This window comes from Phaeodactylibacter xiamenensis (genome assembly GCF_965229835.1).
Classification (GTDB): Bacteria; Bacteroidota; Bacteroidia; order Chitinophagales; family Saprospiraceae; genus Phaeodactylibacter; species Phaeodactylibacter xiamenensis.
Genome location: NZ_OZ245931.1, coordinates 3,936,820 through 3,961,529 on the forward strand (window position 1 = coordinate 3,936,820; position 24,710 = coordinate 3,961,529).

The following is a 24,710-nucleotide window of genomic DNA, read 5'->3' on the forward strand; positions in this document are numbered from 1 at the left end:
TGTCTTTTTAATGGACGCTTGCCCGCCTCTGGCTGCTGCCGGGGCGGGCATTTTGTTTGGCTGGCTGGCAGACTGGGGTATTTCAAATTTTACTTTATTTTTGATGCTGATGATTGCTGTGCTTAAAAAAAAACAAACCCTTACCGAGATGACGCGCCTGAAAAATGTTTGCTTTCTGCTGTTTATCCTGGCCCTTCAGGTTACCGCTACAGGACAGCCCTACGATCAAATCAGCAAATACGCCAAATCGAGAATCGACTACCACTTCAAGGCTATGCTGAAAGCCAGAGCAGTGGTTGGTGCGAGTATTGCCATCGTTGATAATGGACAGATTGTGTACGCCACCGGCTATGGCTTTGCCGACCGCGAGCGCCACCTCGCCGCTGATGAGCACACGCTATACCGGGTGGGTTCCATTACAAAGTCGTTTACTGCTCTGTCGGTACTGCAGTTGCAGGAGGCAGGACAATTGCACATCAATGACCGGCTGGGAACCCATTTGACCGATTTCAGCATAAAAAGCCGGGAAGATGGCCGTCCTCAGCCCGTGTATATCAAAGACGTGCTTAGCCACACGGCGGGCTTGCCCAGCGACCTGCTCAATGGCTTTTTCGCCACCAATCCTCCGGACCAGGCGTGGGCTACTGCGGCCCTGAGCCATCAGTACGCCATTGGGCCTGCGAAGCACCTGATGGCTTACTCCAACATAGGTTATGGCTTGCTGGGGGAATTAATTGCCCGGAAAAGCGGTCAATCCTATGCCGACTATTTGCAAGCGCATACTTTCGAGCCCCTGGGCATGGGGCATACCGGCATACTGCCCCCCGGCGCTCCATTTCCAGAAGGGTATGCACGAGCTTACATCAACGACATGGCTATGAATGAACCGCCCCTCAGAGATGTGGCGGCAAGCATGGTGCACAGCAATGCGATAGACCTGGCACGCTATACGATGCTCCACCTCAATCAGGGCGAACTCAACGGGCAGCAGGTATTGGACCGGGAATTGTTCCAGGCCATGCAGCAAAACCAGCTTGGAGCACTCACTATTCCAACCCGGAGGCAGTATGGCTACGGCTTGTTGCTGGAGCCTATGATGGCCAAAGACGCAAAGCGGGGCGACACGACGATGGTAACCTACAGCGGGCATTCCGGAAACACCTACGCCTACCACGCCTCCTTTGGGTACATTCCGGAACTCGGCATTGGGGCAGTAGTCCTTACGAACACCGATAAAGGCCAAAGTTTAGCTAATGCAACTAAACTGCTCGAGCTTTATGCCGAAGCAGAAAAACAGCTGGACCTGCACCGGTACGATACGACACCTCATCCCCCATTGGAACTGGCCACGGCTGAAGAAAGGCTTGGCACCTACAATTCATGGTTTGGGCCCGTAAAGGTGAAGCAGCCTGATAAGTTCAAATTCAAATGGCGCAAGTATAGAGTTGTCATGAAACGCGAGGGTGAAGGCCCCGCTTTTACCGAGACCATCCTGCGGTATGGCATTTTCCCCAAAAAAAGGAAAGACCGGGAGTACACCTTCGTCAGGATCGGGGATGAAACCTACCTGCGCGGGGTCATTCCTTCCTCTCAAGCCAGTGTTATTCTCGGCAAAAGAGTGGACCCACAGCCCGTAAGTGCCACCTGGGAAGCGGCGTTAGGTACTTACGAGCTAACCGGAGATCCGTTTCCTGTCCCACCCGAGTTTCCTTACCGCACGCAGGGGACCACCGCCACGCTCCGCCTGAAAGACGGTGTGCTTCTTTTTACACTGGAATCGCCCGTAGAAAGGCTCAATACGTCCTTTCCCCTGCACCCTCTGAACGATCAGGATGCAGTTGGCTATACCTATGCCAGGAGCACCGGCCACACGGTTTCGGTATTACCCGGTGGGAAGCTGTTGTTTAGCGGTTTTGAATTTCAAAGAGCACTGCGTTAGTGGTCCGGGGTTGAATTTCCTTTTTTGGCCATTCACAATTTTGGTGCCTCCGGACAGCAACTGTATGTCACAGGCTGTCAGCGCAGGGTGGCCATCAAAATGCACCACGGCATCAGTTGCGTCCCACTCCACCCGGTAGCAGTACGCCTCCGCCCAATTGCTTTGGCAAGGGGCAGGGCGCTTCCACCCGAAAGCAAGGCGTGAAATGCTGCAGGATCAGCTCTGTAGTCAGGGATGGCCTAAGAAACCGGAAAGGTATTCCCTCTTCGCCAGGCGGAAGCCCTTCCACCTGAGCCAGGCACTGCCGGGGTCCCAACGGGACGCCCCTCCAAAGGGCAATGTGGCAGATACCGAAGTGGCGGCAGCCTTTGCGGGGGTTGCCTAAGGTGATGTGTAGAAGCATAGTGATATGGCCTTTTTAGGTGTCTGATTGTTTATTCGATACGTTCTTCATTACCGCAGTTCTCAATAAAGCGCACGATTTCGGGGTACTTCGCGGCAATTGCCCTTCTCTCATCATCCGTTTTGGCAGCTTTGAGCTGTGGCCAAATAACCTCATCATAGAGCTTTCTCCGGTATTCAGCAATACTGTCTAAAATGTGCTGCTGCTTTTGGAAGTTAATGGCATAGTCTTCCAAATAACGGATAAAGGCTTTCGTATTTCCATCCTTATAGAACTTAACCTTTCTCCAATCTTCTTCAGTTAAATTGAAGCCTGTGCCGTACATCTTGTTGATCCGGATCACCTCCTTGCGCACATACTCCCGCTGTTCTTTCGTCAAATCCGGCGTATTGAGCAGTGCCGTATACAAAGAGTCCAGCGAATACTGTAGCTGAGTCGTACAATCTTGTTCTTCTTGCTCCAGGGTAACCCCCATCCATGGGTATGCTGAACGGATTTTTTTCAGGATCTCATTGCATGGATTTTGTGCAGTTAAGTTCCAGTTTGAAGTAAGAAGTAGGGTTACAATACATACCACAGAATAGAATGAGTTTTGCATGAGATTTTGTTCTGATTTCTTAAGTTCAAATAGTGAATGAAACAACATTTATCATTTGAGTCTACGCTCGAATTCAAGTACTTTAAAAAATGGTGGGGGAGAAACTACTTCTGCCCCACCATACCTATCGTCTTAGCGTAACTCTAACCACCAAACATCCACAACTGATATAGCATTGCTATGGCAATTACAATAAAGAATAGCGAGAGCAGAGCAAAACCTGTGGGGCGGCTAAATACAAATACACTGATTAGCGCAAAAACCAAATTAAGGGCTATGACCTCCTGCTGTAGGTACTGGTAAGGTTCTGGTAAACCGACCACCGCATGTAGCAAAAAGGAAATTGCCGCAAGCAGGGCAAAAAAGGTACCAATCCTTTTATTGGTCATTTTCTGACCAAAAAAGTCATAAACTTCTACCTGATTGAAGGATTGGCGGATAGTTTGAATAATGTTTGACATGATACTTTGTTTTTATTGACAATCACAAATCTCCTGGCAATCACGGATGTAGGTTTCCCAACATTTATGCAGCTGGTGTCCCACATGAACGCCACCGAAAATCGCAGCAGCAGAAACACCTAAAGCTACGCCGGGGAAACCTCCAATTGCTCCTGCTGATGCTCCTGTTCCAAGCTCCGCTAAGTACAGCGCCTACTCCCTCTATAATCGTTCCTGCACTCACTCCACCTTCACTCCCTTGAAGGTCCTGGACACACGCTCCCCGTTGGCACCATCATAGCTGTAGTCCATTGAGAGCTCCCGCCGGTCTGGAGACAGGGCTCCTACCCCACATACCCGGTTGCAGTCAGGCTTGCCCAGGGCAGCGATGTAAAATTGTTTCAGGCCAATAGAAAGGTCTGGGGATTTAACAATGCACCCATCAAACAGCCCCTCCAGACGCCAGCCCGGTTTGAACTCAATTTGAAAAGTCCTGGATTCATCATCTGTATTATAACCCTCCCATTTGCCAAATACGGCTGACCAACTGCCATCTGTGTATGTGTTGTCCAGCGGTTCCCTCACGTGAAGTATCTTTGTGACCGTATCGCGGGTATAGGCAGTGCCACCACATAAATCAGGATTGATCTTCTCTACGATCAGCGTGACGGGTACATCCCCAACTGCATTCTCTAAAAAGCCCAGATTGAACTGCCGCGTGGTCCATACCTGAGGGTCCGCACCTACCCTCCATTCATAAGATACATTACTCGTTTTCAGCTCGGACTGATCGGCCCGGAAGTAGATATCCCCACCGGTAGCAAAAACCGTGTCAACTTCAAACTCAAGGTCTCTGGGCTCACCCCCATCACAATCCCAGTCGTACGTCGATATTGGAATAATCAGCATTTTAAAACTTGCATTTGCCGGTTCGTAGGCTAAACAGGGGTCATAGTTGGCGCATTCCGGGTTGGCAGGGTCAAGGCAGTCTTTCTCGCAAGCGGCAAACAGGAGCACGCCCATCAGGATCATAAATAGTGGCAACAACTTCATATTCCAGGTTTTTTTAAGTTTAGCTACAGCAGAAAAGCAAGGCGCCTGTGGCTAAGAGCTTGTTGGGATTTTGCTTTTGGAGCGAAAGTAGCCAAATTTTGTTCTGATCAAGTCTTTGATCCCGACATTCATCGTCGGGGGCGTGATGAGGGAACATAGCCTTAGCTACGTGACCGAAGAATAACGAAGAGCAGGACAAAATTTGGCAAGAGCAGCCCAAAGTGTAAAATCCAAACAAGCTCTAATGCTCATTACAATTTGTACACTTTCCAAATTTACCAGTTTTGCCCGTCCCAGTCAAAGACAAAACCTCCCATTCCTAACACCCCATTTTGATGAAAACTATTGAAGTATCATCTTTCAGATAGGTAACCTAATCTCTGAAAGACAATGAAATAGTAGTATAATTTCTAATGAGCGCCCTTGCTCAAAGCCTGACGCCCCGAAAGGTCGTCTCCGGCAGGAACTCACTGATATTTTCCAGATTGCGCATCCGGAAGCGTACTGTAATTTCCTGACGGTTTTCGCTTAAACGGGCAATTCCCTGAGGGGCAGAGCAGCCGGTAGTGGTTTCGAAGGAATCACGCCAAAAAGCATAGGCAAGATAGCCCGAGCCCACAACGGTAATGACATTAAAGTCAAATGTATTATTGCAGCCTGGGTGTATCCCTGTAATTTGAATCGTTGCGTGTGAATCTGAAGGGGTACTTTCTCTCCAGAATATTTCCAGTTCATAAGGCTCATCTGGATTGGCATCTGTGGAGCCCCGGTAGCGCCCAATAATCGCAGCTTCCGGCTTAGGCACAACGGTCAGGCGTCTCGTCAGGGAGTCCACCCCATCATCATCCGGAAAGCAGAGGGTGTCCGGCTCGCGCCAGAGTGTGAGGCTAATATCCAGGGATTCCGAACTGCCAAATTGCATCCGAAACTCTTCACTATCCCAGGTCCTCGCATCGCCGCTCATTTGCCAGCGTACAGAATCGGCAGACTGCAAAGCGCGCAGGCGTAAGATACTGCCTTCCAGGATCGTATCCGTAGGGATATACCATACTGAATCAAAGTGAGCAACACGCTCTTCCATAGCAAAGGCAGCAGAAACCGCTTCTTTCTCCCAACAGGGGTCGTAGTTGGCACAAGATGAATCTGTAGGGTCATAGCATTCTTCGTCTTCCTTCCTACAACCGTTTGCCAGCAGAAGGGCCAATGCCAGGATTAAGGCAGGATGGATTGCTTTTTGCATGGTATTATCTTTTTTTGAGGTTAGTTGCTACTTTTTTCTTCTCTATAAACCTGCGAAGCCGGGTGTTCTCTTGCTCCAGGTCTTTCAAACGTGTATCCATTTCGATGAGATGTAGAAAAAGCTTTACCCCTCATCAATGCTTAAATGCTAGCCTGCTAAGCAAAATAAGGATGGGCAGGATTTTGATCGTACCAACTTCTAACATCTCTCACTCCACCTTCACCCCCTTGAAGGTCCTGGACACTCGCTCCCCGTTGGCACTATCATAACTGTAGTCCATTGAGAGCTCCCGCCGGTCTGGAGACAGGGCTCCTACGCCACATACCCGGTTACAGTCAGGCTTGCCCAGGGCAGTAATGTAGAAGAAGTTTAAGCTTATTCCTATATCTGGAATTCCAACCGTACACTCATCAAACAGCCCCTCCAGACGCCAGCCCGGTTTGAACTCAATTTGAAAAGTCCTGGATTCATCATCTGTATTATAACCCTCCCATTTGCCAAATACGGCCGACCAGTTGCCATCTGTATAAAAGTTTTCGGGGGTTTCCTTGACGTGAAGCACCTTTGTGACCGTATCGCGGGTATAGGCAGTGCCACCACATAAATCAGGATTGATCTTCTCTACGATTAGCGTGACGGGTACATCCCCGACTGCATTCTCTAAAAAGCCCAGATTGAACTGTCGCGTGGTCCATACCTGAGGGTCTGCACCTACCCTCCACTCATAAGAGACATTACTCGCTTGCAGCTCGGTCTGATCTGCCCGGAAGTAGATATCCCCACCGGTAGCAAAAACCGTGTCAACTTCAAACTCAAGATCTCTGGGCTCGCCCCCATCACAATCCCAGTCGTACGTCGATATTGGAATAATCAGCATCTTAAAACTCGCATTTGCCGGTTCGTAGGCTAAACAGGGGTCATAGTTGGCGCATTCCGGGTTGGCAGGGTCAAGGCAGTCTTTCTCGCAAGCGGCAAACAGGAGCACGCCCATCAGGATCATAAATAGTGGCAACAACTTCATATTCCAGGTTTTTTTAAGTTTAGCTACAGCAGAAAAGCAAGGCGCCTGTGGCTAAAAGCTTATTGGGATTTTGCTTTTGGAGCGAAAGTAGCCAAATTTTGTTCTGATCAAGTCTTTGATCCCGACATTCATCGTCGGGGGCGTGATGAGGGAACATCCGTACGGACGTGACCGAAGAATAACGAAGAGCAGGACAAAATTTGGCAAGAGCAGCCCAAAGTGTAAAATCCAAACAAGCTCTAATGCTCATTACAATTTGTACACTTTCCAAATTTACCGGTTTTGCCCCTCCCAGTCAAAGACAAAACCTCCCATTCCTAACACCCCATTTTGGTTTAGATTCCACTTACGTCCGTATCGACTATCTCTTGTAATTCCTGCCGCTCCGCATCAGAAAGCGTATCCCATTCAGCAGCGGAGGTAATCAGATTGAGCGACAACAGGAGCGCGATAATTGCTGGCATCATGTTTCAAAATGTTTTATGGTTAATTGAATACAACAAAACTATCACCATTGACCTTTTCGCTCAAGGACAAACTTTTCATTTCCTAACACCTCATTTTTACAATAAAAAACACTTCGACTTTCCTGTTATTTGAGATTTATACCTATCTTAACGACAATTGCGCAAAACTCCATAACTCTCAATATTCTAAACCCGGTGCCCCGTGTGCCCCAACTAACACCAATATGAAAGCGCTACGTGAACTCGTTGACATCGTCACCAAGCACAAGAAAAAGCAAATGGAAGTGATCGGACTGGACAAAGACAGCCCGAACCGCTATGATGAATTCTATGACCTGCTCGTTGCCGAGCAACTCCCCACCGAGCGAGATGCGGCTCAGTATTTCTTTGGAAAAGACAAGTCGGCTTCCTTTACCCAATACCGCAACTTCCGCAATAAGTTCTTTCGGAGACTGGTTAACGCTGTCTTTTTGCTGGATGTCAAGAAGCCGATGTTTAGTGAATCGCAAACTGCTATGTATAATATTCGGAAGAATGCAGTTGCCGCAAGAATCTTAGCTGCCAAAGGTGCTACACATGCCGCCGTTGAATTAGCAGAGAAGACTATAAAACCGGCAATACAGTATGAGGCGACTTCAGAAATACTGGAACTGGCTAGGATTATCAAATCCAAATATATACTACTTACCGATAATCCTAAAAAACTTTTGGAAGCTAAAGCTATCATTGATAAGAGCCTTCTAGACCTTAACCTTTCGGTAAAAGCAGAAAGCTTGTATTATGATATAATCAGATATTATAATACCTCAAGAAGTACAAAACCAGAAGTGGCGGCACTTGCAGAAAAATACAAAATAAAGCTTGAGAAGGAATTACCGAAAAGTGAGTCTTATAGATTCAGGTTTTTTTATTTTACTATTGCCAAACTAGCCTACACTACCCGTCATGACTACCGCGGCTCCTTGAAAGTCTGTAAAGAAGCAATCGCCGATTTGGAAAAAAGGAAAGCGGCTACTCCTCCTGCTATTGCTGCATTCCTTCATCCTACACTAGTTGCCGCCACTATGCTCGGCCAATTTGAAAAAGCAGAAGCTGCTGCTGCCCAACTCGAAGGCTTGAATTTACCCGGTTCTCACAACTGGTACAAAGGCATGGAGGTGCTCGTCTTCTTCCGCCTGCACCAGCAAAATTATCAGGAGGCTTACCGGGTCTTCAAACAAGCGCGGAACCACAAGCGGTTCTCTCATCTTTCGGCATCCAATCAGGAGCAATGGTACCTCTTTGAAGCTTATGTCCACCTGCTGATTGCGATGGGTAAGATTGAGCGGTCAGAGGCCGAGGAAAAGCGTTTGAAACTCCGCCCCGCCCGGTTGCTTAATCAGGTGCCGTTATTTTCTAAGGACAAGCGGGGACTGAACATTCCCATTCTAATCGTCCACGCCATTTACCTACTCCACCTGCGCCGGTACGAGGAGGCACACGACCGTATGCAGGCGCTGGAAAAATACGCTGGCCGCCACCTCACAGTGACTGATGACAACTACCGGTCCTACTGTTTCATCAAAGCCCTCTCTAAAATCCCGGATGCTGACTATAACCCGGAGGCAGCACAGCAAGCAGCAGCAGACCTGCTCCGGGAAATGGGACAGCAACCGCTGCAGTTTGCAGATACGCCACATGAGGTGGAAAATATGCCCTACGAGCACTTGTGGGCTTTGGCGATGGAAACATTGATGAGACCAGACCGAATCATTTGATAATATTTTCACGCTAAAGCCCTGATGGCTGCCTGGCCTTCAACGGTCAAAAATCACGACTCAATCCAATAGGTGCAGGCAAGATGCGTACTTCAGAAGCTTAGGCTACCACCCAAAAGCATAGTACTGCTGCTCTCCGGGCACATCCTCACAGATACCCTGCGGGGGAAGATTACCTTTCCTCCTCATTTAATAGCTGCGCCTTAAGCTCAGGGTAAGCAGCGAAGTAGCCATCCACAAGGTGGCGGCTGGCCAGGAAAAAGATACGCTTGCCGAAAATGCCGGACTCCCGGAATTGAACGGTGGCGAGCTGCAGGAACAGGAACCGGCTCAACCGGAAGCTGGAAACGTTGTGGAAAGGGTAGCGGGCTGTTTTAAAGTAGTTAGTGACGTACAGGAAGTCGCCATCCGCTTCCACCCGCTTGAGGCGCAGTAGGGTGAAGACAAACAGGAGCACACCGGTAACATAGAAGAAGACCATGCCCCCTTTGAAATAAATGGCAGGCGTATTGCCCACATAGTCGTATTGATAGAACAGGGCAGCAAGGGTGCTGGCCCCAAAAAAGACAATCCAGAAAACCGGAATGAAAAACTTCAGCAGTAAAGTCGCATTACTTGATAGTCGGTGCATTAAAATTCTTCGTTTTCTCGGTTAACACGGGCGGAAACTACAATACTGACCTCGTACAGGATATAGAGTGGAATGCCGATCAGAAACTGCGTGACCACATCCGGCGGGGTGATCATCGCGGCCAGCATCAGGGTGCCGATGATGGAATGACGTCGGTATTTTTTCATGCCCTCCGGTGTGACCAGCCCTACCTTAGACAGGAAGTACACAATGATGGGCAGCTCAAAGATCAGCCCGGCCGGTGCCGTAAACATGATCATGTAGTTGATGAAGGACGACATCGTAGGCGTATTCTGCACGCCCGGAATCTGGTAGCCTGCGAGAAAATTCACAGCGAATGGCGAAATGATGTAGTACCCAAACAGCACACCGAGCATAAACAAGCCTGAGCAGATGCCCACCATGCCACGAGCCGCTCTCCGCTCTTTGGAATACAAGCCGGGCTTAATGAATTTCCAAAACTCCCACAGCACGTAGGGGAAGGCTATAATCAGCCCCATGACGAAGCAGACCTTGATGCTCATGATGAACGGCTCACCGAATCCCGTAGCAATTTTTGGGAAATCCGGTGGCACAAAGCACATCATATCCCCCAGGCCTACCGAGTTCGAGAGGCTGCAAATGGCGCGGTAGGAAAAGAAATCCGCTTTGGTCGGCCCGAAGATGACCGTATCAAACAGCCACCCCTGAAAAAAGAACAATACAATACCCAGGCCCACCACGGCTATAAGAGACCGGATGATGTGCCAGCGCAGCTCTTCGAGGTGCTCCAGGAAGGTCATTTCCTGAGTCTCTTCCCCGGTACCGAGCTTGTCTACGTCTATTTGGTCGAGTGGCATATGCGTCTGCTAATTTTCATCTGCAAAAGTAACAAAAAACCGGTCCCCGGCAATTTTAACATTTAGCCCCTGTAACGGATGCTAACCACAGCATTATGAGGGCACAACATCGGAAAAACCAAGGGTAAAACCTTCGCTCCTCTGTCAAATTATTAACTAGTTTTTTAGGATCATCGTTTAGTCTTATTATTTAACCGGGCCTGGTAAGCACCGCTATTTGGCACGCTGCACCTGACTGACCGCCCTATGCCTGCTTTTGGCTTGCACCGCGCTTGCCCTGGTATTGGTCTGCCCACAACCAAACGATCATGTCCATACCTAAAGATCCGCGGCAGCTAATGATCAATCTGATGTATATTGTGCTGACCGCTCTGCTGGCCCTCAATGTATCTGCCGAAATTTTGGAGGCCTTTTTCACTATTGACCGCAGCCTGGGCGAGAGCAGCGCCGTGGTACAGTATTCCAATGAGCAGATGCTTCAGGCTATACGGGAAGAAGCGGAGGCTTACGAACAGTACCGGCCCTATGTGGCTAAGGCCGAAAAGCTGGGTCAAATTACCGGGCAGCTGCAAGAGCAGCTCCGGCAGGTCAGGGCGGATATTGTGAAGGCCGCCGGCGGGCTCGATCAGCAGGGTATTCCCGTACGGGAAACCGACAAGGATATCCCCACCCGCATTCTCATCAATGAGGGGCATGGCAAAGCACTCAAAACGGCTATCCTGCAGGCCCGGCAAGATCTCCTTTCCCTCATTGAAAACGAAGAACAAAGGCGCCGGCTGGAAGCTAGTATTCCGCTAAGCATACCCGCTCTGCCCTCAGATGCCACTCAACCTACCTGGGAAGCGCATACTTTTCAGCAAATGCCCGTAGCTGCAGTCCTGCCTATCCTGCGCAAGTTTGAGAACGATGCAGAAGTGGCCGAAGCCGCTATCCTCAACTACTTCCTCAGCAAAATGGGCGCGCAGATCGTCATGGATGCCTACGAAGCCGTGGTCGCCGCCCCCGAGAGCTATATCATCCGCGGGGACACCTATCAAAGTGAGATTTTCCTGTCGGCCTACAGCAGCACCGCTGACAATATCCGCATTAGTGTGGATGGGCAGCCGCTGCGGGTAGAGGGTGGGAAAGCCACGTTCACCACTTCGCCCGCCCGCCCCGGGCAACATGAGCACATCGCCCGGATCGAGCTGGAAGATCCTGTGACGGGCACCGTGCAGCGTTTTGAGCGGCCGTTCCGGTTCCAGGTAGGCGAACAGGCGGTGGCAGTGGCTGCCGATAAAATGAATGTGCTTTATGCCGGGGTGGACAATCCGGTCACCATCTCAGCAGCGGGTATACCAAGCGCGACGATGAGGGTCAATGCCAGTGGCACGGACCTGCAGCCGCTCGGTGGTAGTGCCTATATCGCCCGGCCTGATCAGCCTGGCAAAGCTGTCATCACGGTATCCGGCGAAGGCCTGGCTCCAGTTAACTTCGAATACCGGGTTAAGAAAATACCTGACCCCGTCCTGGAAATTGCTCAAAAGCGCGGCGGCACCCTGCCTGCTGGTACTTTCCGGGCACAACAGGGTATCATCCCGGTGCTGGACAACTTCGACTTCCAGGCGCGTTGTGAAATCACCGGCTTTGAGGTCGTCCGCAAACCCGAACAGGCAGATATCGCAGTAGCCCGCAATTCTGGCGCCCGCTTTGCCGGCACTGCCCGGCGCCTCATCGACGCGGCGGAGCATGGAGATACCTACTACTTCAATGAAGTAAAAGTGCGTTGCCCGGGTGATACCGGCCCGGCCCGCGAACTGAACAGCCTCATATTCAAAATTCGTTAACTCAAAACTGAAGGAAAATGAAGTATTATCTGATTCCGGTGCTGAGCCTGCTGCTCGCGCCCCTCTTTGCGCAGACCGAAAGCACCCGGCTGCCGCTAAATGACATCACCCACCGCACCCTCACCCACGAAGAGCGTCCGCTGCCCTACCCGCCAATACGGGAAGCCGACATCCTCTGGGAAAAACGCGTGTGGCGGGTCATTGACACGCGGGAGAAAATCAACCTGCCTTTCCGCTATCCCAAACAACCTTTTGTGACCCTTTTGACCGAAGCAGTGGAGTCCGGCAGGCTGCAGGCGTTTAGCACCGCTAACGACGAGTTCAGCCTGCCGCTTTCTCAACAGGAAGTCACCGGCATGCTCTACCGTATTGACACCGTTCCTGTCTATGACTTTGACACCGATACGGAAATTTATCAGGTGGTTAAGGATGAGCTCAATCCAGAAGATGTCAAGCGCTTCCGCATTAAAGAACACTGGTTTTTTGATACCCGGACCTCTACCCTTCAGGTGCGCATCCTCGGTATTGCCCCCCCTCATCGAGGAGTACGATGACAACGGCAACTTCCGGTACGAGCGCCCCCTGTTCTGGATTTACTACCCGGATGCGCGCGAACTGCTCGCTCATGCAGAGGCGCCAACCGATGGCCTCGCCCACAGCCCCATGAGCTGGGCTGATATTTTTGACATGCGCAAATTCTCCAGCTACATCATGAAGGCCTCCAACATACACGATGAGCGCCTGGAAGGCACCTATACCGGTGTGGACCTCCTGCAGCAATCGCAAAAGCTGGAACAGGAAATCTTCAATTTTGAGCATGACCTTTGGTCTTATTGATATTTGTTGGCCAGAGCACAAAAGTCCATTCTAGTTGTTACTTTTGCGGCACGCTTAAAAATAAGCGTAAGGGGCGCAGGAAAGAACTGTGCCCCGCCGCAGAAGAAAGATTATGGAGATATTAATGTATGCCGGGCTGTTTATTGTTAGCCTGGGTGTGTTGTTGAAGGCATCAGACTGGTTTATTGACTCCGCGGAGCAGATTGGCTTATCGCTGGGGGTTTCACCCTTTATCATCGGGGTCACCATTGTGGCCTTTGGCACTTCCCTGCCGGAACTGGCCACCTCTATCGCCTCTGTGCTGAGTGGGGAATCGGAAATCGTTACCGGCAATGTCGTGGGCTCCAATATCACCAATATAGCCCTGGTGCTGGGGCTGGCGGCTTTAGTCGTCGATAAAATCGAACTGGAATACAACATCTGGCACGTGGATATGCCCTTCCTCTGGGGCTCCGCCTTTTTGCTATGGTTTGTGCTCAGGGACCTCCATTTTTCGCTCTTTGAAGCCATTCTCTTCATCATGGGCATTGTGGTCTTTCTGGCCTACAGCTTCAAAAGCGAGCAGGAACCCGAAGAAATCGAGCGGCCTACTGTAAACTGGAAAACCTACACCATGCTGGCCATAGGCGGGGCTTTTGTGTACCTCGGTGCCGATTACACCATCCTGGCCATCCGCAAACTATCTACCTTTGCCGGTATTGATCCGGAAATCATCGCGCTGTCTGCTGTAGCCCTGGGCACTTCCCTGCCGGAAGTCATCGTGAGCCTCAATGCTGCCCGCCGGGGCAAAGCTTCTATCGCGGTGGGCAATGTGCTGGGCTCCAATATTTTCAATACGTATATCGTGATGGGCGTCTCTTCCTTCTTTGGGAAGCTGGTCATCCCCACCAATATCAACGAGCTGTTCCTGCCCCTTATGGTGGCCATGACGATCCTGTTCGGTATCATGTCTAACAATAAAAAAATCACCCGCTGGGAAGGCGTTTTGCTCCTGATGTTCTACGCTTTCTTCTTCGGGCAGCTTATCGAATCCGCAATCTAATCCTTATGGCACTGATCAAACCTGTAAAAGGCATCCTTCCACAATTTGGCGACAACTGTTACCTGGCTGAAAATGCCACCATCGTTGGCGATGTGCAGATGGGTGACGACTGTAGCGTTTGGTTTCAGGCCGTCATCCGGGGCGATGTGCACCGCATCCGCATGGGCAACAAAGTGAATGTGCAGGACGGCGCCGTTATCCATTGCACTTACCAAAAAGCGCCAACTACAATCGGCAACAACGTCTCCATCGGGCACCGGGCGCTGGTACACGGCTGCACCCTCAAAGACAATGTGCTCGTAGGCATGGGCGCTATCGTCATGGACCACGCGGTGGTGGAAGAAAACGTGCTGATCGCGGCGGGTGCGGTGGTCCTGGAAAATAGCCACCTGGAATCCGGCTACATCTACGCTGGAGTCCCGGCACGCAAAGTTAAAGCCCTAAGTGCGGAAGCCTTCAGCGATTCCATAGAGCGGATTGCCAATAATTATGTGATGTACAGTAGCTGGTTTAAAGAGTAGCTATTATATTTTTACAAAAAGCCCCAGGTAGGCAATAGCCTTATTATCCACCTCGCCAAACAAGTGATAACTTCCTCCTGGCAGATGGCTAAAATCTAAATAACGGTTAGCCTCAAAGGCATGAGCTTCAAGCTGCTGCCCAGTATTATTGAATAGTAAAACCCGATTTATTTTTTCCACACCCTGACCATGAAGCGTTAAAAAATCCCGGCATGGATTGGGATAAAGGCGCACAGAAGAAACGAAAGAAACATCTGAGGTTTCAGTCACCCAGTAACAGGGATCCTGCTGAAAAGCAGCGGTACCCACAGCCATCGATAATCCATAAATAGGCTGTACCCCCTGCCCTTCTATTTCGTGCTCTATTTGAAGCCTTGTCAACGCAGGGTCCTCATTAAATGCTTCTGTAGTGAGTTCAAAAACACCTTCGGGCGTTTCGGCCATACAGTAGGTGATGCCCGGGAAATCATCGGCAGATACCTCCGTAAGTTCCCAAGTTATTTGATTGGTCAGGAAAGCTCCCCGGTAGCAGATTGTATCCAGGAATCGGCTTTGATCCCACCATACTCTGACAGGCTGGTGAACGGCATGTATGAAAATATATGCTCCACCTCCGGTTAGGCAATGATTAGCGTCCGGGGCACCATTTGTTGATTGGGTAACTAAGCTTTGGTATAAAGGCTCTTGTGAAAAAGGAGAATAATTATCAGGGTCAACTGCCCGAACATCGAATATAGCATTCATAGGAGAATCATCCATGATTTCTCCAAATTCAGGGTCGAAGCCATTAGAAGCATTTGCATCGAAACCGATTAATAGCGAATCGTTATTCCCAGCAGCATCTTCAAAATATAAGGCGACCTGAAACCTTGTATTTTGTTGGCAATAGGCTGTAGTAGCAGTGATGACTGTAATAACCAAAGTTACCACAATGACCGTCAGAAAAAACTTTTGAATATTCATGCGTTACAGCTTTATTAGAATAGAACCAATAACCTCGCCATCCAAATCTAATACCAAGTAATAAACGCCAGAAGTTGTATTACTTGGCAGCATTATAGTGATGGAGTTCCCAAAATGACTAGACAGGCAGCTTAATTTATAAAACCCTTAAAATTTAGCTATCATGAGCAGAAGAGATTTCAACACTGACAACAGTCATTCTTCTACAAACTCTACCTCCATATTGTACCGCCACTGATTGAAGTACAAATTCCCCCCACGCCATTCCACCTCGCCCCGCTGAAAGTCCACCGTTTCACTGCGGGGGTGCACTTTGGCCGGGAAGAAATCACCGGAAAAGTCATCATTGACAATCAGGCGGTAGGCATCAGCTCCGCCAAAGAAAAAGCGTTGGGCCTCCGGGTGGTCTTCAATGGCCTGCAGGTTGAAATCGGGGTCAACGGGCACCCAACCCAGCCCCTCGAAGTACAGCTCCGACCAGTCGTGCAGGTTTTTGCTGACCGGATAGAGGAACCACCCGCTTTGCCACTTCGCCGGAATGCCCACATAACGGCAGAGCGTAATAAATAATAAGGCTTTCATCCCACAGTCCCCGCGCTGATTTTCGATACAGTAGGCTGGGATATTGGGCATGGTAGAATACTCCAGCGCACTCGCCCATGGAATATTTTCGCCAATCCACTGATAGATGAGCCAGGCTTTTTGGACGGGGTCCTGCTCATTGCCAACGATGTCCTGAGCGAGCTGCTGTACCTCCGGCGTAAAGCGGATGTGCTGTGCCCGCTCCTGCGTGTAGTATTGGTACAGCATAGAGGAGGTATCGTAAGGCTCCACTTTCGCATTCCGCAAATCCTGCCAGTGATCGTAAGCCGTGTAGGATACTTCGTACTGGAATTCCGTCCACTCCCCCGCCAGTGCCGGCTTTTCCATGTAAATGGACGTATGCGGATAGCTAAGGGGCGAAATAATGTAGTGCGGCTCACTCGCATTGAGCAATTGCGGAGCAGCCAGGCGGTCACGGCTTGGGCGGGGATAAGGCAGCCAGGCGCGGACCATCTCGCCGTGGGGTACGGCATCGGGCTTCACGCGCAGGGTGTAGGTGAGCTTGAGGGTGCGGGGACGGGCAATGGGTGCATCCTCCCCTTTTACCGCCTCCACAGCGCGGGGCAGGTACACCTGCAGGAAACTGTCCAGGGTTTGGCTGCCGGGGCCATCCACTTCCTCCTTCCGGGCTTTGGCTTCCGCATTTACCCGGAAGAGGTTCCACACGGCATTACGGAAGTAGCGCTTTTTGCCTTCAATGACGCGCATTTCCAGCTCGCCGCTCTCTTCCCATGCCTGTAGCTGCGCATCGGTCAGATTGGGAAAGTAAGCGCCCAGCGTCTCCCGGATGTAGGCTTCATCCCGCGAAAAGTCGAGCTTGATACGGTCGAGCAGGGCGGACTGTAGTTGCAGCTGATAGGCGGTGGTTTCTTCCAGTCCTCCTTCAGCAATACGGCTGGCCATGAGGTCCTGAGCGGTCCGGTATTCCCCTTCGGCTATTGCCTGATCAATGTCAGGAAAGCCGGTCTGAGCGGCCAGAGAAATGGTCATCAGCAAGATTAGTGCAGACAGTAAGCTTCGCATAGGGTGGTTACTTTTAAATTTAGGGATTTCTAAAATTAATTAGGGCAAACGCACCAAACTAAGTTTTCATAAAAAAGGGCGATTAAGGCTCTCGGGCATGGCGATTTAGTCTGTCCTTTGCCTCAAGCCGGCGGGCTTTCACTTTTTGCATCGCCAAAAAAGTGAACAAAAACGCTAGAAATTCGCAAACTCCTCCGTCGAACATGCAATTTCGGCAGCCGCCACCCTCTCTAACGTGTTCCGCGACATGTTCCAACCGTGCTCCAGTCACATTCATATTTTAGTGCGTTTGCCCTAAAAATTAGTAGCCCGGCACTTCCGCCAAAGGCAATATCCCGTACTCCGTGGGCTGATCCACGAGCATACGCTTCGCCCGTACAAAAGACGTCAGCCGGTATTCTGTAAAGGTGGAATCGCCCCGGCGCAGGCTTTCTTCCCGTACCTGCCCGGAGGCGTGAATGATAGCGCCGTCGCCCTGATAAATGGCTACATGGGTAATCTTCTCCGGCTTGTCGGCGGTAGCTTTGCGGCCAAAGAAAAGGAGGTCACCGGGGAGGAGGTTGGAGAAGGTGGTATCGGTTTCCACTTCCACGCCGGTATGCACCTGCTGGGAAGCGTCCCGGGGCAACATCAGCCCGTTCAGGTAAAAAACCGTTTTGGTAAACCCGGAGCAGTCCACGCCTTTGCCAGAGGTGCCGCCCCAAAGGTAAGGGCGTCCCATGAAGCGGCTTGCGGTACGGAGGATGTTCTCCGCTGTAGGCGAGCGGCTGTCGAGCCAGGCCTGATAATCCATGGCTTCATCGGCCATAATGTAGGCTTCCCGACCATCGGGGTACTGTACTTTCGTAAAACCGTCCTCCTGTCCGAGCTTGCGCAGGATATTGCCGGCCACCAGATCAGAAACGATCCCTTCTCCACCCGGGCTGCTGTAGGAAAAGCCAAAATCCGGCAGGTAAATCACCCGCTCGTTATTGACCCAGGCGTCTGCACCGGCCTTATTAGTCCGCTCAAAGCCTCCGGAATCCAGCCAGCCCAGGTAGCCATCGGGGGTTTGCACGAGGTACCAGCCGTCTTCTTTTTTGAGTACGTTAAGGAGGGTGCCCAGGGTGGACTGTGTGGACAGTTCGGAAGAATGCCCCGGCTTGGAGCGGATATTGCAGGCGGAGAGATTCACGATGCCGTAATGCAGGCCTTCCAGGGCTTCATCCGGCAGTTGCTGTACCGTAGTGGCGTACCCCAGTGCTTCTGCTTCTGATTCCAGGGCTTTTTTAGCATTAGGCAGATTGGTTTCGCCGGTGAGCAGCCACTGACCGTCCTGCTGTTCAGCGCGGATATCGAAAAGGGCCACCCGCTTATCGGGAGCGTGGGCTGCCTTGAGTTGGTCAATCAGGTTGGAAAGCTCCGTTGGTGGCTGTGGAGCCTCCGCCTGCCCGCCGGAGTTGCAGCCTGCGGCGGGCAGTAGGAAAGCCAGGGCAAAAAGAAGGTTTCGCATCTTTTTTACCGGGAAGATAAAAAACTCTGTTCACTAATCCTCCCGCACCACCGCAATCGGCATACGGTGGTCAAACTCCCCGGTGAGCGTTGGCGTTTGCACATTTCCGGTATAGCGGCGCACCTGCTGATGCACAAAATCAAACAACTCCTGAATATTCACGATGCCGTCGTGGTTGTTGTCTGCTTCTCCTTTCAGCCCGCGCACCATGAAGTGGCTGAAAATACCGGAACGCAGCCCGCCGTCCTCCAGAGAGTACTCTTCCCCCTTGGAGGACATCATGAGGGCCAGTCCGCCCTTGGTATCTTCAAAGGCTTTGTACAGCCGGCTGAGATCGCCGGCTGCACCACCGCGGCGCGCCAGCAAGCTACCGGAGTGGCAGGCATCCGCGAGTACGACTTTGTGCTTGGCCCGGCTGTTCTCAAGCATAAACTTGATGTCTTCGTGCATGAGCTTGTTGTGGTAGCCATCGTAGTCCACCGGCATGAAGAAACCCTGCAGGCCATGGCCGGAGAAGTAGAACAGGATCACATCATTCTCGTCGGCCCGCATAAAGGTAGTGCGCATGGCTTCCTTAATGTTGCGGTAGGTCGCGTCTTCATCGATGAGCAACCGCATCTGATTATCGGGGATGGCACCTCCCTGCGGGCTCTTCAGGAAGGCGTATAGCTGATAGGCATCATCATCCGTATAGCGCAGGGTAGGCATGTAGGAGTAGGTCGCCGCACCAATAATGACGGCCCAGATTTTCACTTCGGGGTCTCTTTCCACCGCTACCGGCATCTGCTGATCGGTGCCGCCTTCTATGAATAACTTTTTGGCAGGCTTACCGAAATCCCAGATCGCGCCCACCACCCGGCCACTTGCGTAGTACATCACGCCCCGCCCGTGCGGGGTATGGTCTTTCCAGCTGCCCATGTATTTGCTGCCGCTCACGTAGTAGACGGTACCATGCCCTTCCGGCTGCCCCTCCCGGAAGTCGCCCACATATTTGGAGCCATCCTCGTAGGTAAACTTGCCTTTGCCGTTTTGGCAGTAGATGTTGTTGCAATTGCGGAGGTTGGTGGTGTCGCCTTCGTAACCAAATTTGCTCCAGTCGGTCAGGTACTGCCCATCCGACCATTCGCCAACGATCTCCTCCCCGTCCGAAAAGGACAGATTGCCCCGGCCGTGGCGGTCATTGTCTTTCCATTGGCCATCGTAGACGGAGCCATCCGAGTAGTACATCCGGCCCATGCCATTGAACTGCCCGGCCATGAAGCCGCCCTCATAGCGGTCCCCGTTGGCAAAATGGAAAGTCCCTTTGCCGGATTGCTGCCCGTTCACCCAAAAGCCTTCGTAGCGGTTGTCATTGGCGTACGCCATAATGCCGCGGCCGTGAAACTTGTTGTCCCGGAAATCGCCGGTGTACTTGTCGCCGTTGGGGTAGGTGAGAATGCCCCGGCCTTCCTTGAAGCCATTTTTCCAGTCGCCGGTATACTCCCGACCATCAGAGAAGATCAAGGTGCCATTGCCCTGTGGCTTGCCGTCCCGGAAGCGCCCCTCGTAGCGGGCACCGCTAGGGTAGATGCAGACGCCTTCCCCGTTGATGCAATCGCCAGACTTGCAGTCAATCTGGGCAGTTAGCGAAATGGTCAATACAGTACATAAAAATGCAAATAGTGCAGCCCTCCTCATGGTTGTGTTGTTTTTGCTGCCCTGATGCTGCCACTTCCAAACGTAAAAAATTACGATGCGGAATTAGCCATCAAAGCTGGTGTTCAAGCAGGCTTTAGGGTCATATGTAAAGCCCAAAGCGTAGATGTAAAGTGTAGGGGGTATTACCATAAGGAATAGCTCGGTTTTGGATGTCAGTCAATATGTTTTTCAAAACTGCACAACGGGTGCATGTATTGCCAAGTTCAAAACCTTTAATAAAACATTAGGACTTTTTCGATGTATGTCGTCGTTTCCCGGACAAAGAGGAGTCCCGTTACCGGGGAAGTCTTATTAGCTTCTTTTCTTCACATACTCGGTCAAAATGACGATTTGCTGCCCTTCTACTTTGCCTTCGATCTGACCAGCATTGTCGTGTACCAGTGATATGCGTCGTACTGCGGTGCCCCGTTTGGCCGTAAAATTGGCGCCTTTGACTTTCAGGTCTTTGATCAGGGTCACGGTATCTCCGGCTTCGAGCACCTGCCCGTTGCTGTCGAGGTGGACCAATGCGTTTTCATCCGGCAGCCCGGCTTTTGCCCAGGCCAGGGTATCCTCGTCCAGGTACATCATATCGAGCAGCTCAGCGGGCCAGCCCTCTCCGAGCAGGCGGTTGAGGATGCGCCAGGCTACGACCTGTACCGCCGGGACGGTGCTCCACATGCTGTCATTGAGGCAGCGCCAGTGATTGGGGTCGAGATTATCCGGATCAGTAAGTTGCGTATGGCAAGCCCCACAGACCAGAATGCTTTCGGCTACGGACGGGGCATCGACCGGCGGGACCGTATATACCTCAAGGGATTCGCTTTGCCCGCATAGCTCGCAGGCCTGGCCGCTGCGGGCCATCAATTCTTTCTCTACAGACATGGTGACTTTTTTTGGCTGCCGCAAAGGTAGAGCAAAACCGGCATTCATTCGTCGGGTAAGGCCATCTATTGGTCGGGAACGGTGTCAAGTTGGCAGCATTCTCAAAAAAAGACAGGGGGGAGGTAGGGGGCGCAAGCATCAGTATAGCGATTCCGACACACACTTTAGAAATCATCCGAAAATCAAAACCATGAAAAAGCGAGCCATTTTGGCCAGCCTGCTTTGCCTGTTCATCATTCAGGCAGGGATGGCACAAAACGAACCTCAGTACACCCTCAGCGGGTACATCAAAGACAGCAGCAGCGGAGAAGAGCTATTGTATGCCAATGTCCTTGAGCCTACCACCAGCGCCGGGGCCACCACCAACCTCTACGGATTCTACTCCCTCACCCTGCCTGCCGGACAGTACGAACTCACGTTCACCTACCTGGGCTTTCAGCCGCTTACCCGGGCCATCACGCTGAGCGCAGACACAGAGCTGAATGTGGAGCTCACGCCCTCTTCCGCTGTCCTGCAGGAAGTGGTGGTGACGGACAAGGCCGCCAACGAATCCGTGAAGCAGGTAGCCATGAGCCGCATCGCCCTGCCCATTGAGGACATTAAGAAAATGCCTTCCCTCATGGGCGAGCCGGATGTGATCAAAACCATCCAAACCCTGCCGGGCGTAACGAGCGCGGGCGAAGGAACCTCCGCCTTCTTCGTGCGGGGCGGCAGCGCAGATCAAAACCTGGTGCTGCTCGACGAGGCGCCGGTCTATGATGTCAGCCATCTCTTTGGGCTGTTCTCGGTCTTCAATGCAGATATCATTAAGAATGCCGAGCTGTACAAGGGCGGCATCCCCTCCAAATACGGAGGCCGGCTGTCTTCTCTGCTGGAAGTGACGACCCGGGACGGCAACGCCAAGCAATTTTCCGGCTCCGGCGGCATCGGCATTCTGGCCGCAAAGGGCACCATTGAAGGGCCGATTGTCAAAGACAAAGCCTCCTTTATCCTGGCGGGCCGCCGCTCCTATGCCGACCTGTACACCCGCAATAGTGAACAGCTGGACGGCACAGCGGTCATCTTCCACGATCTGAATGCCAAAGTCAACTGGAAAGCAAGCAACAAAGACCGCTTCTTCCTGTCTGCCTACAGCGGGCGCGACATCTGGCAGTTTGATGATGCCTTCCAAATGGACTGGGGGAATACCACGACCTCTTTCCGCTGGAACCACCTGTTCAGCGAGCGTCTGTTTTCCAACCTGACGCTGATCTACAGCGACTTTGACTACGCCCTGCAGGACAAGGACGAGGTGCAGGGCTTTGAGTGGGTGGCCAATCAGCGGGAGGCTTCGCTGAAGCAGGATATGACTTTCTTCCTCAATCCGGACATTACCCTCAAATTTGGCTATCAGGGCATTTACCGGCGGTTCACACCGGGCACCATTACGCCCAATGGAGACGACAGCATCTACGAAACGACTGAGATGCAAAAGCAGTTTGCCCTGGACCACGCCCTGTACGCAGGCGCAGAGCATCAGGTGAGCGACCGGTTGAGCCTGGAGTATGGCGTACGCTACAGCCTTTTCCAGAATATCGGCGAGGGCACAGTCTATGACTATGCGGAGCCAGGCAATAACGGCAATATCGAGGTGGTGGACTCCACCGTCTATGGCAACTTTGACATCATCAAAAGCTTTCAGAATCCAGAGCCCCGCTTTGGTGCCCGCTTTATGATCGACGACAGGCAGTCCCTGAAGCTATCGTACAACCGCATGGTGCAGTACGTGCATCTGGTTTCCAATTCGACGGTGCCCATTCCCTTTGCGACCTGGTCACCGAGCTCGCCTTACCTCGACCCGCAGCGGGCAGACCAACTGGCAGTGGGCTACTTCCGGAATTTGCAGGACAATACCTACGAGTTCTCAGCAGAGGCTTACTACAAGAAATCCACTGATGTGACCGACTTTGTGGATAATGCCCAGCTGTTTTTCAACCCCCACATCGTGACCGAATTCCGGCAGGGCGAATCTGAAGCCTACGGGCTGGAGCTGTTCCTGCGCAAGAACAAAGGCAGCCTGCGGGGCTTCGTCAGCTACACCTGGTCTAAGGCCGAAATGGACGTACCGGGCCTCAATGCCGACCAACCCTTTCCCGCCAATCACGACCGCCGCCACAACCTGAATGTAGCCATGAACTACGACATCAACAACCGCTGGAATGTGGGGGCCAACTTCACCTACGCCACCGGCCGCCCTATTACGCTGCCGGTCGGGCAATACGAGTTTGACGGCTACCTGGCCAACTACTACTCCGAGCGCAACGGCTACCGCCTGCCTGACTTCCACCGCCTCGACCTTTCTGCCACCTACGAGCCTAAGAAAAACGAAGGCCGGCGGTGGAACAACAGCTTCAGCTTCGGGGTGTACAATGCGTACAACCGCAAGAACCCCTGGACGATCTACACCCAGACCAAACAGGACGATGACGGCAATATCATAGGCGATGGCACCGAGAAGGAAGCCCGGATGGTCTACCTCTTTGGCGCAATGCCCTACTTCACCTGGAATTTTAATTTTTAACCACCCGAATTGACCCACACCATGAAAAATATCATCATTATTTTCCTGTCTGTTATTGCGCTAAGCAGCTGCGATGAAGTCGTCGAGTTAGACATTCAGCAGGCTGAGCCCAGGCTCATCATAGAGGCCCTGGTTACCAATCAGCCAGGCCGGCAGTATGTACAGCTCACCCGGACCATTCCCTTTGGGGCAAAAGAAAAAGTGCCCACCGTCAGTGGAGCATCGGTAAGCGTTTCGGATGCGTATGGCTATGTGATGGACTATACAGAAAGTACGCCCGGCTACTATGTACCTGCGGAGCCCTTCGCGGGAACACCCGGCATTACTTACACCCTTCACGTGGAAGTGGACGGACAAACCTACACTGCTGAGGAAGTGATGCAGGACGTGCCGCCACTGGACAGCCTCGCCGTGCGGGAAGATCCTGCCGAAAAAGCCGACCCGGAAGAGGAAGGCCGGTTCTACGAAGTCCTCATCTACGGTAAGGAGCCACAGGAGACCCAAAACTTTTACCTGTTCAAGTTTTACCGCAATGACACCCTTTTCACGAATGACGGCAGCTGGATTTTCGCGTATGACGATACCATACTGGGAGGCAATATTCAGGCACTCCCGGCTCCGCTTTACTACGCCGCATCAGACAAAGCAAAACTGGAGATGTACCCCATTACCCGGCAGGCGTACCGGTACTATCTCGATCTCAGTTCCAATATCAACAACGATGGCGGCATGTTTAGCGGGCAGCCCGCCAATGTGCGGACCAATATCGAAGGCGGAGCATTAGGATACTTCCAGGCTTCGGTCCTGCATACGCTGGAGACAGAGGTTAACCCGTAGCATTTTTTCAACAAAAGAAGTAGCATAGCCCGGTGCAGCCCTTTTTGCACCGGGCT

General features: G+C 51.8%; 23 protein-coding genes. 9 read left to right on the forward strand and 14 right to left on the reverse strand.

Annotated elements, in window-relative coordinates:
• Positions 1 to 10: 10 nt before the first annotated feature.
• Complete coding sequence (locus ACO08I_RS14830; RefSeq protein WP_421946315.1) at positions 11 to 1,939, forward strand: serine hydrolase domain-containing protein; 1,929 nt, start codon at positions 11 to 13, stop codon at positions 1,937 to 1,939.
• A 112-nt stretch (positions 1,940 to 2,051) separates the two neighbouring features.
• Here the strand turns inward: ACO08I_RS14830 and ACO08I_RS14835 are convergent, their stop codons facing one another.
• From ACO08I_RS14835 to ACO08I_RS14865, 7 genes are all read right to left on the reverse strand, one after another.
• A complete protein-coding gene (locus tag ACO08I_RS14835) occupies positions 2,052 to 2,342 on the reverse strand; it encodes a hypothetical protein (RefSeq protein WP_421946316.1) in 291 nt (96 codons plus the stop codon).
• A gap of 31 nt (positions 2,343 to 2,373) precedes the next feature.
• Complete coding sequence (locus tag ACO08I_RS14840; RefSeq protein ID WP_282784351.1) at positions 2,374 to 2,940, reverse strand: hypothetical protein; 567 nt, start codon at positions 2,938 to 2,940, stop codon at positions 2,374 to 2,376.
• A gap of 143 nt (positions 2,941 to 3,083) precedes the next feature.
• On the reverse strand, positions 3,084 to 3,401 hold the full coding sequence (locus ACO08I_RS14845; protein WP_282784350.1) for a hypothetical protein: 318 nt from the start codon (positions 3,399 to 3,401) through the stop codon (positions 3,084 to 3,086).
• A gap of 219 nt (positions 3,402 to 3,620) precedes the next feature.
• Entirely contained in the window at positions 3,621 to 4,433 is an 813-nt protein-coding gene (locus tag ACO08I_RS14850) for a hypothetical protein (RefSeq protein ID WP_421946317.1), read from the reverse strand.
• 427 nt (positions 4,434 to 4,860) lie between these two features.
• Complete coding sequence (locus ACO08I_RS14855) at positions 4,861 to 5,673, reverse strand: hypothetical protein (RefSeq protein WP_421946318.1); 813 nt, start codon at positions 5,671 to 5,673, stop codon at positions 4,861 to 4,863.
• A gap of 208 nt (positions 5,674 to 5,881) precedes the next feature.
• Positions 5,882 to 6,694, reverse strand: a complete 813-nt coding sequence (locus ACO08I_RS14860) for a hypothetical protein (RefSeq protein WP_421946319.1) — start codon at positions 6,692 to 6,694, stop codon at positions 5,882 to 5,884.
• A gap of 335 nt (positions 6,695 to 7,029) precedes the next feature.
• Positions 7,030 to 7,161, reverse strand: coding sequence for a hypothetical protein (locus tag ACO08I_RS14865; protein WP_282781521.1), 132 nt, complete (start codon positions 7,159 to 7,161; stop codon positions 7,030 to 7,032).
• 224 nt (positions 7,162 to 7,385) lie between these two features.
• Here ACO08I_RS14865 and ACO08I_RS14870 point away from each other — a divergent pair, with 224 nt between their 5' ends.
• Positions 7,386 to 8,918 (forward strand): hypothetical protein, encoded by a 1,533-nt coding sequence (locus ACO08I_RS14870; RefSeq protein WP_421946320.1) that lies wholly within the window; start codon positions 7,386 to 7,388, stop codon positions 8,916 to 8,918.
• Between the two features lie 172 nt (positions 8,919 to 9,090).
• Here ACO08I_RS14870 and ACO08I_RS14875 read toward each other — a convergent pair whose 3' ends face one another.
• Positions 9,091 to 9,549: a hypothetical protein gene (locus ACO08I_RS14875; RefSeq protein WP_421946321.1), complete on the reverse strand. Its 459-nt coding sequence runs from the start codon at positions 9,547 to 9,549 to the stop codon at positions 9,091 to 9,093.
• Positions 9,549 to 10,388, reverse strand: coding sequence for a twin-arginine translocase subunit TatC (gene tatC, locus ACO08I_RS14880; protein ID WP_282781515.1), 840 nt, complete (start codon positions 10,386 to 10,388; stop codon positions 9,549 to 9,551). The genes ACO08I_RS14875 and tatC overlap by 1 nt, the downstream gene beginning before the upstream one ends.
• Positions 10,389 to 10,696: 308 nt before the next feature.
• Here tatC and ACO08I_RS14885 point away from each other — a divergent pair, with 308 nt between their 5' ends.
• The 5 genes from ACO08I_RS14885 to ACO08I_RS14905 all read left to right on the forward strand — a co-directional run bounded on the left by ACO08I_RS14885 (position 10,697) and on the right by ACO08I_RS14905 (position 14,614).
• Positions 10,697 to 12,214: a GldM family protein gene (locus tag ACO08I_RS14885; protein ID WP_282781513.1), complete on the forward strand. Its 1,518-nt coding sequence runs from the start codon at positions 10,697 to 10,699 to the stop codon at positions 12,212 to 12,214.
• A gap of 17 nt (positions 12,215 to 12,231) precedes the next feature.
• Positions 12,232 to 12,768 (forward strand): gliding motility protein GldN, encoded by a 537-nt coding sequence (gldN, locus tag ACO08I_RS14890; protein ID WP_421946322.1) that lies wholly within the window; start codon positions 12,232 to 12,234, stop codon positions 12,766 to 12,768.
• Positions 12,740 to 13,051, forward strand: a complete 312-nt coding sequence (locus tag ACO08I_RS14895) for a hypothetical protein (RefSeq protein ID WP_421946323.1) — start codon at positions 12,740 to 12,742, stop codon at positions 13,049 to 13,051. The genes gldN and ACO08I_RS14895 overlap by 29 nt, the downstream gene beginning before the upstream one ends.
• A 112-nt stretch (positions 13,052 to 13,163) precedes the next feature.
• A complete protein-coding gene (locus ACO08I_RS14900; protein WP_421946324.1) occupies positions 13,164 to 14,093 on the forward strand; it encodes a calcium/sodium antiporter in 930 nt (309 codons plus the stop codon).
• 5 nt (positions 14,094 to 14,098) lie between these two features.
• The gene (locus ACO08I_RS14905; RefSeq protein ID WP_293568028.1) at positions 14,099 to 14,614 is read left to right on the forward strand and encodes a gamma carbonic anhydrase family protein; all 516 of its coding nucleotides are present in this window, start codon (positions 14,099 to 14,101) and stop codon (positions 14,612 to 14,614) included.
• Between the two features lie 3 nt (positions 14,615 to 14,617).
• On the opposite strand, the gene ACO08I_RS14910 is transcribed toward ACO08I_RS14905, so the two are convergent.
• From ACO08I_RS14910 to ACO08I_RS14930, 5 genes are all read right to left on the reverse strand, one after another.
• Positions 14,618 to 15,577, reverse strand: coding sequence for a T9SS type A sorting domain-containing protein (locus ACO08I_RS14910; protein WP_421946325.1), 960 nt, complete (start codon positions 15,575 to 15,577; stop codon positions 14,618 to 14,620).
• A 195-nt stretch (positions 15,578 to 15,772) separates the two neighbouring features.
• Positions 15,773 to 17,203, reverse strand: a complete 1,431-nt coding sequence (locus tag ACO08I_RS14915; RefSeq protein WP_421946326.1) for a transglutaminase-like domain-containing protein — start codon at positions 17,201 to 17,203, stop codon at positions 15,773 to 15,775.
• A gap of 301 nt (positions 17,204 to 17,504) precedes the next feature.
• A complete protein-coding gene (locus ACO08I_RS14920) occupies positions 17,505 to 18,695 on the reverse strand; it encodes an NlpC/P60 family protein (RefSeq protein ID WP_421946327.1) in 1,191 nt (396 codons plus the stop codon).
• A gap of 33 nt (positions 18,696 to 18,728) precedes the next feature.
• The gene (locus tag ACO08I_RS14925; protein WP_421946328.1) at positions 18,729 to 20,372 is read right to left on the reverse strand and encodes a caspase family protein; all 1,644 of its coding nucleotides are present in this window, start codon (positions 20,370 to 20,372) and stop codon (positions 18,729 to 18,731) included.
• 312 nt (positions 20,373 to 20,684) lie between these two features.
• Positions 20,685 to 21,257: a PhnA domain-containing protein gene (locus ACO08I_RS14930; RefSeq protein WP_421946329.1), complete on the reverse strand. Its 573-nt coding sequence runs from the start codon at positions 21,255 to 21,257 to the stop codon at positions 20,685 to 20,687.
• A gap of 190 nt (positions 21,258 to 21,447) precedes the next feature.
• Here ACO08I_RS14930 and ACO08I_RS14935 point away from each other — a divergent pair, with 190 nt between their 5' ends.
• Both ACO08I_RS14935 and ACO08I_RS14940 read left to right on the forward strand, forming a co-directional pair.
• Positions 21,448 to 23,817 (forward strand): TonB-dependent receptor, encoded by a 2,370-nt coding sequence (locus ACO08I_RS14935; RefSeq protein ID WP_421946330.1) that lies wholly within the window; start codon positions 21,448 to 21,450, stop codon positions 23,815 to 23,817.
• A gap of 21 nt (positions 23,818 to 23,838) precedes the next feature.
• A complete protein-coding gene (locus ACO08I_RS14940; protein WP_044217526.1) occupies positions 23,839 to 24,654 on the forward strand; it encodes a DUF4249 domain-containing protein in 816 nt (271 codons plus the stop codon).
• Positions 24,655 to 24,710: the final 56 nt, after the last annotated feature.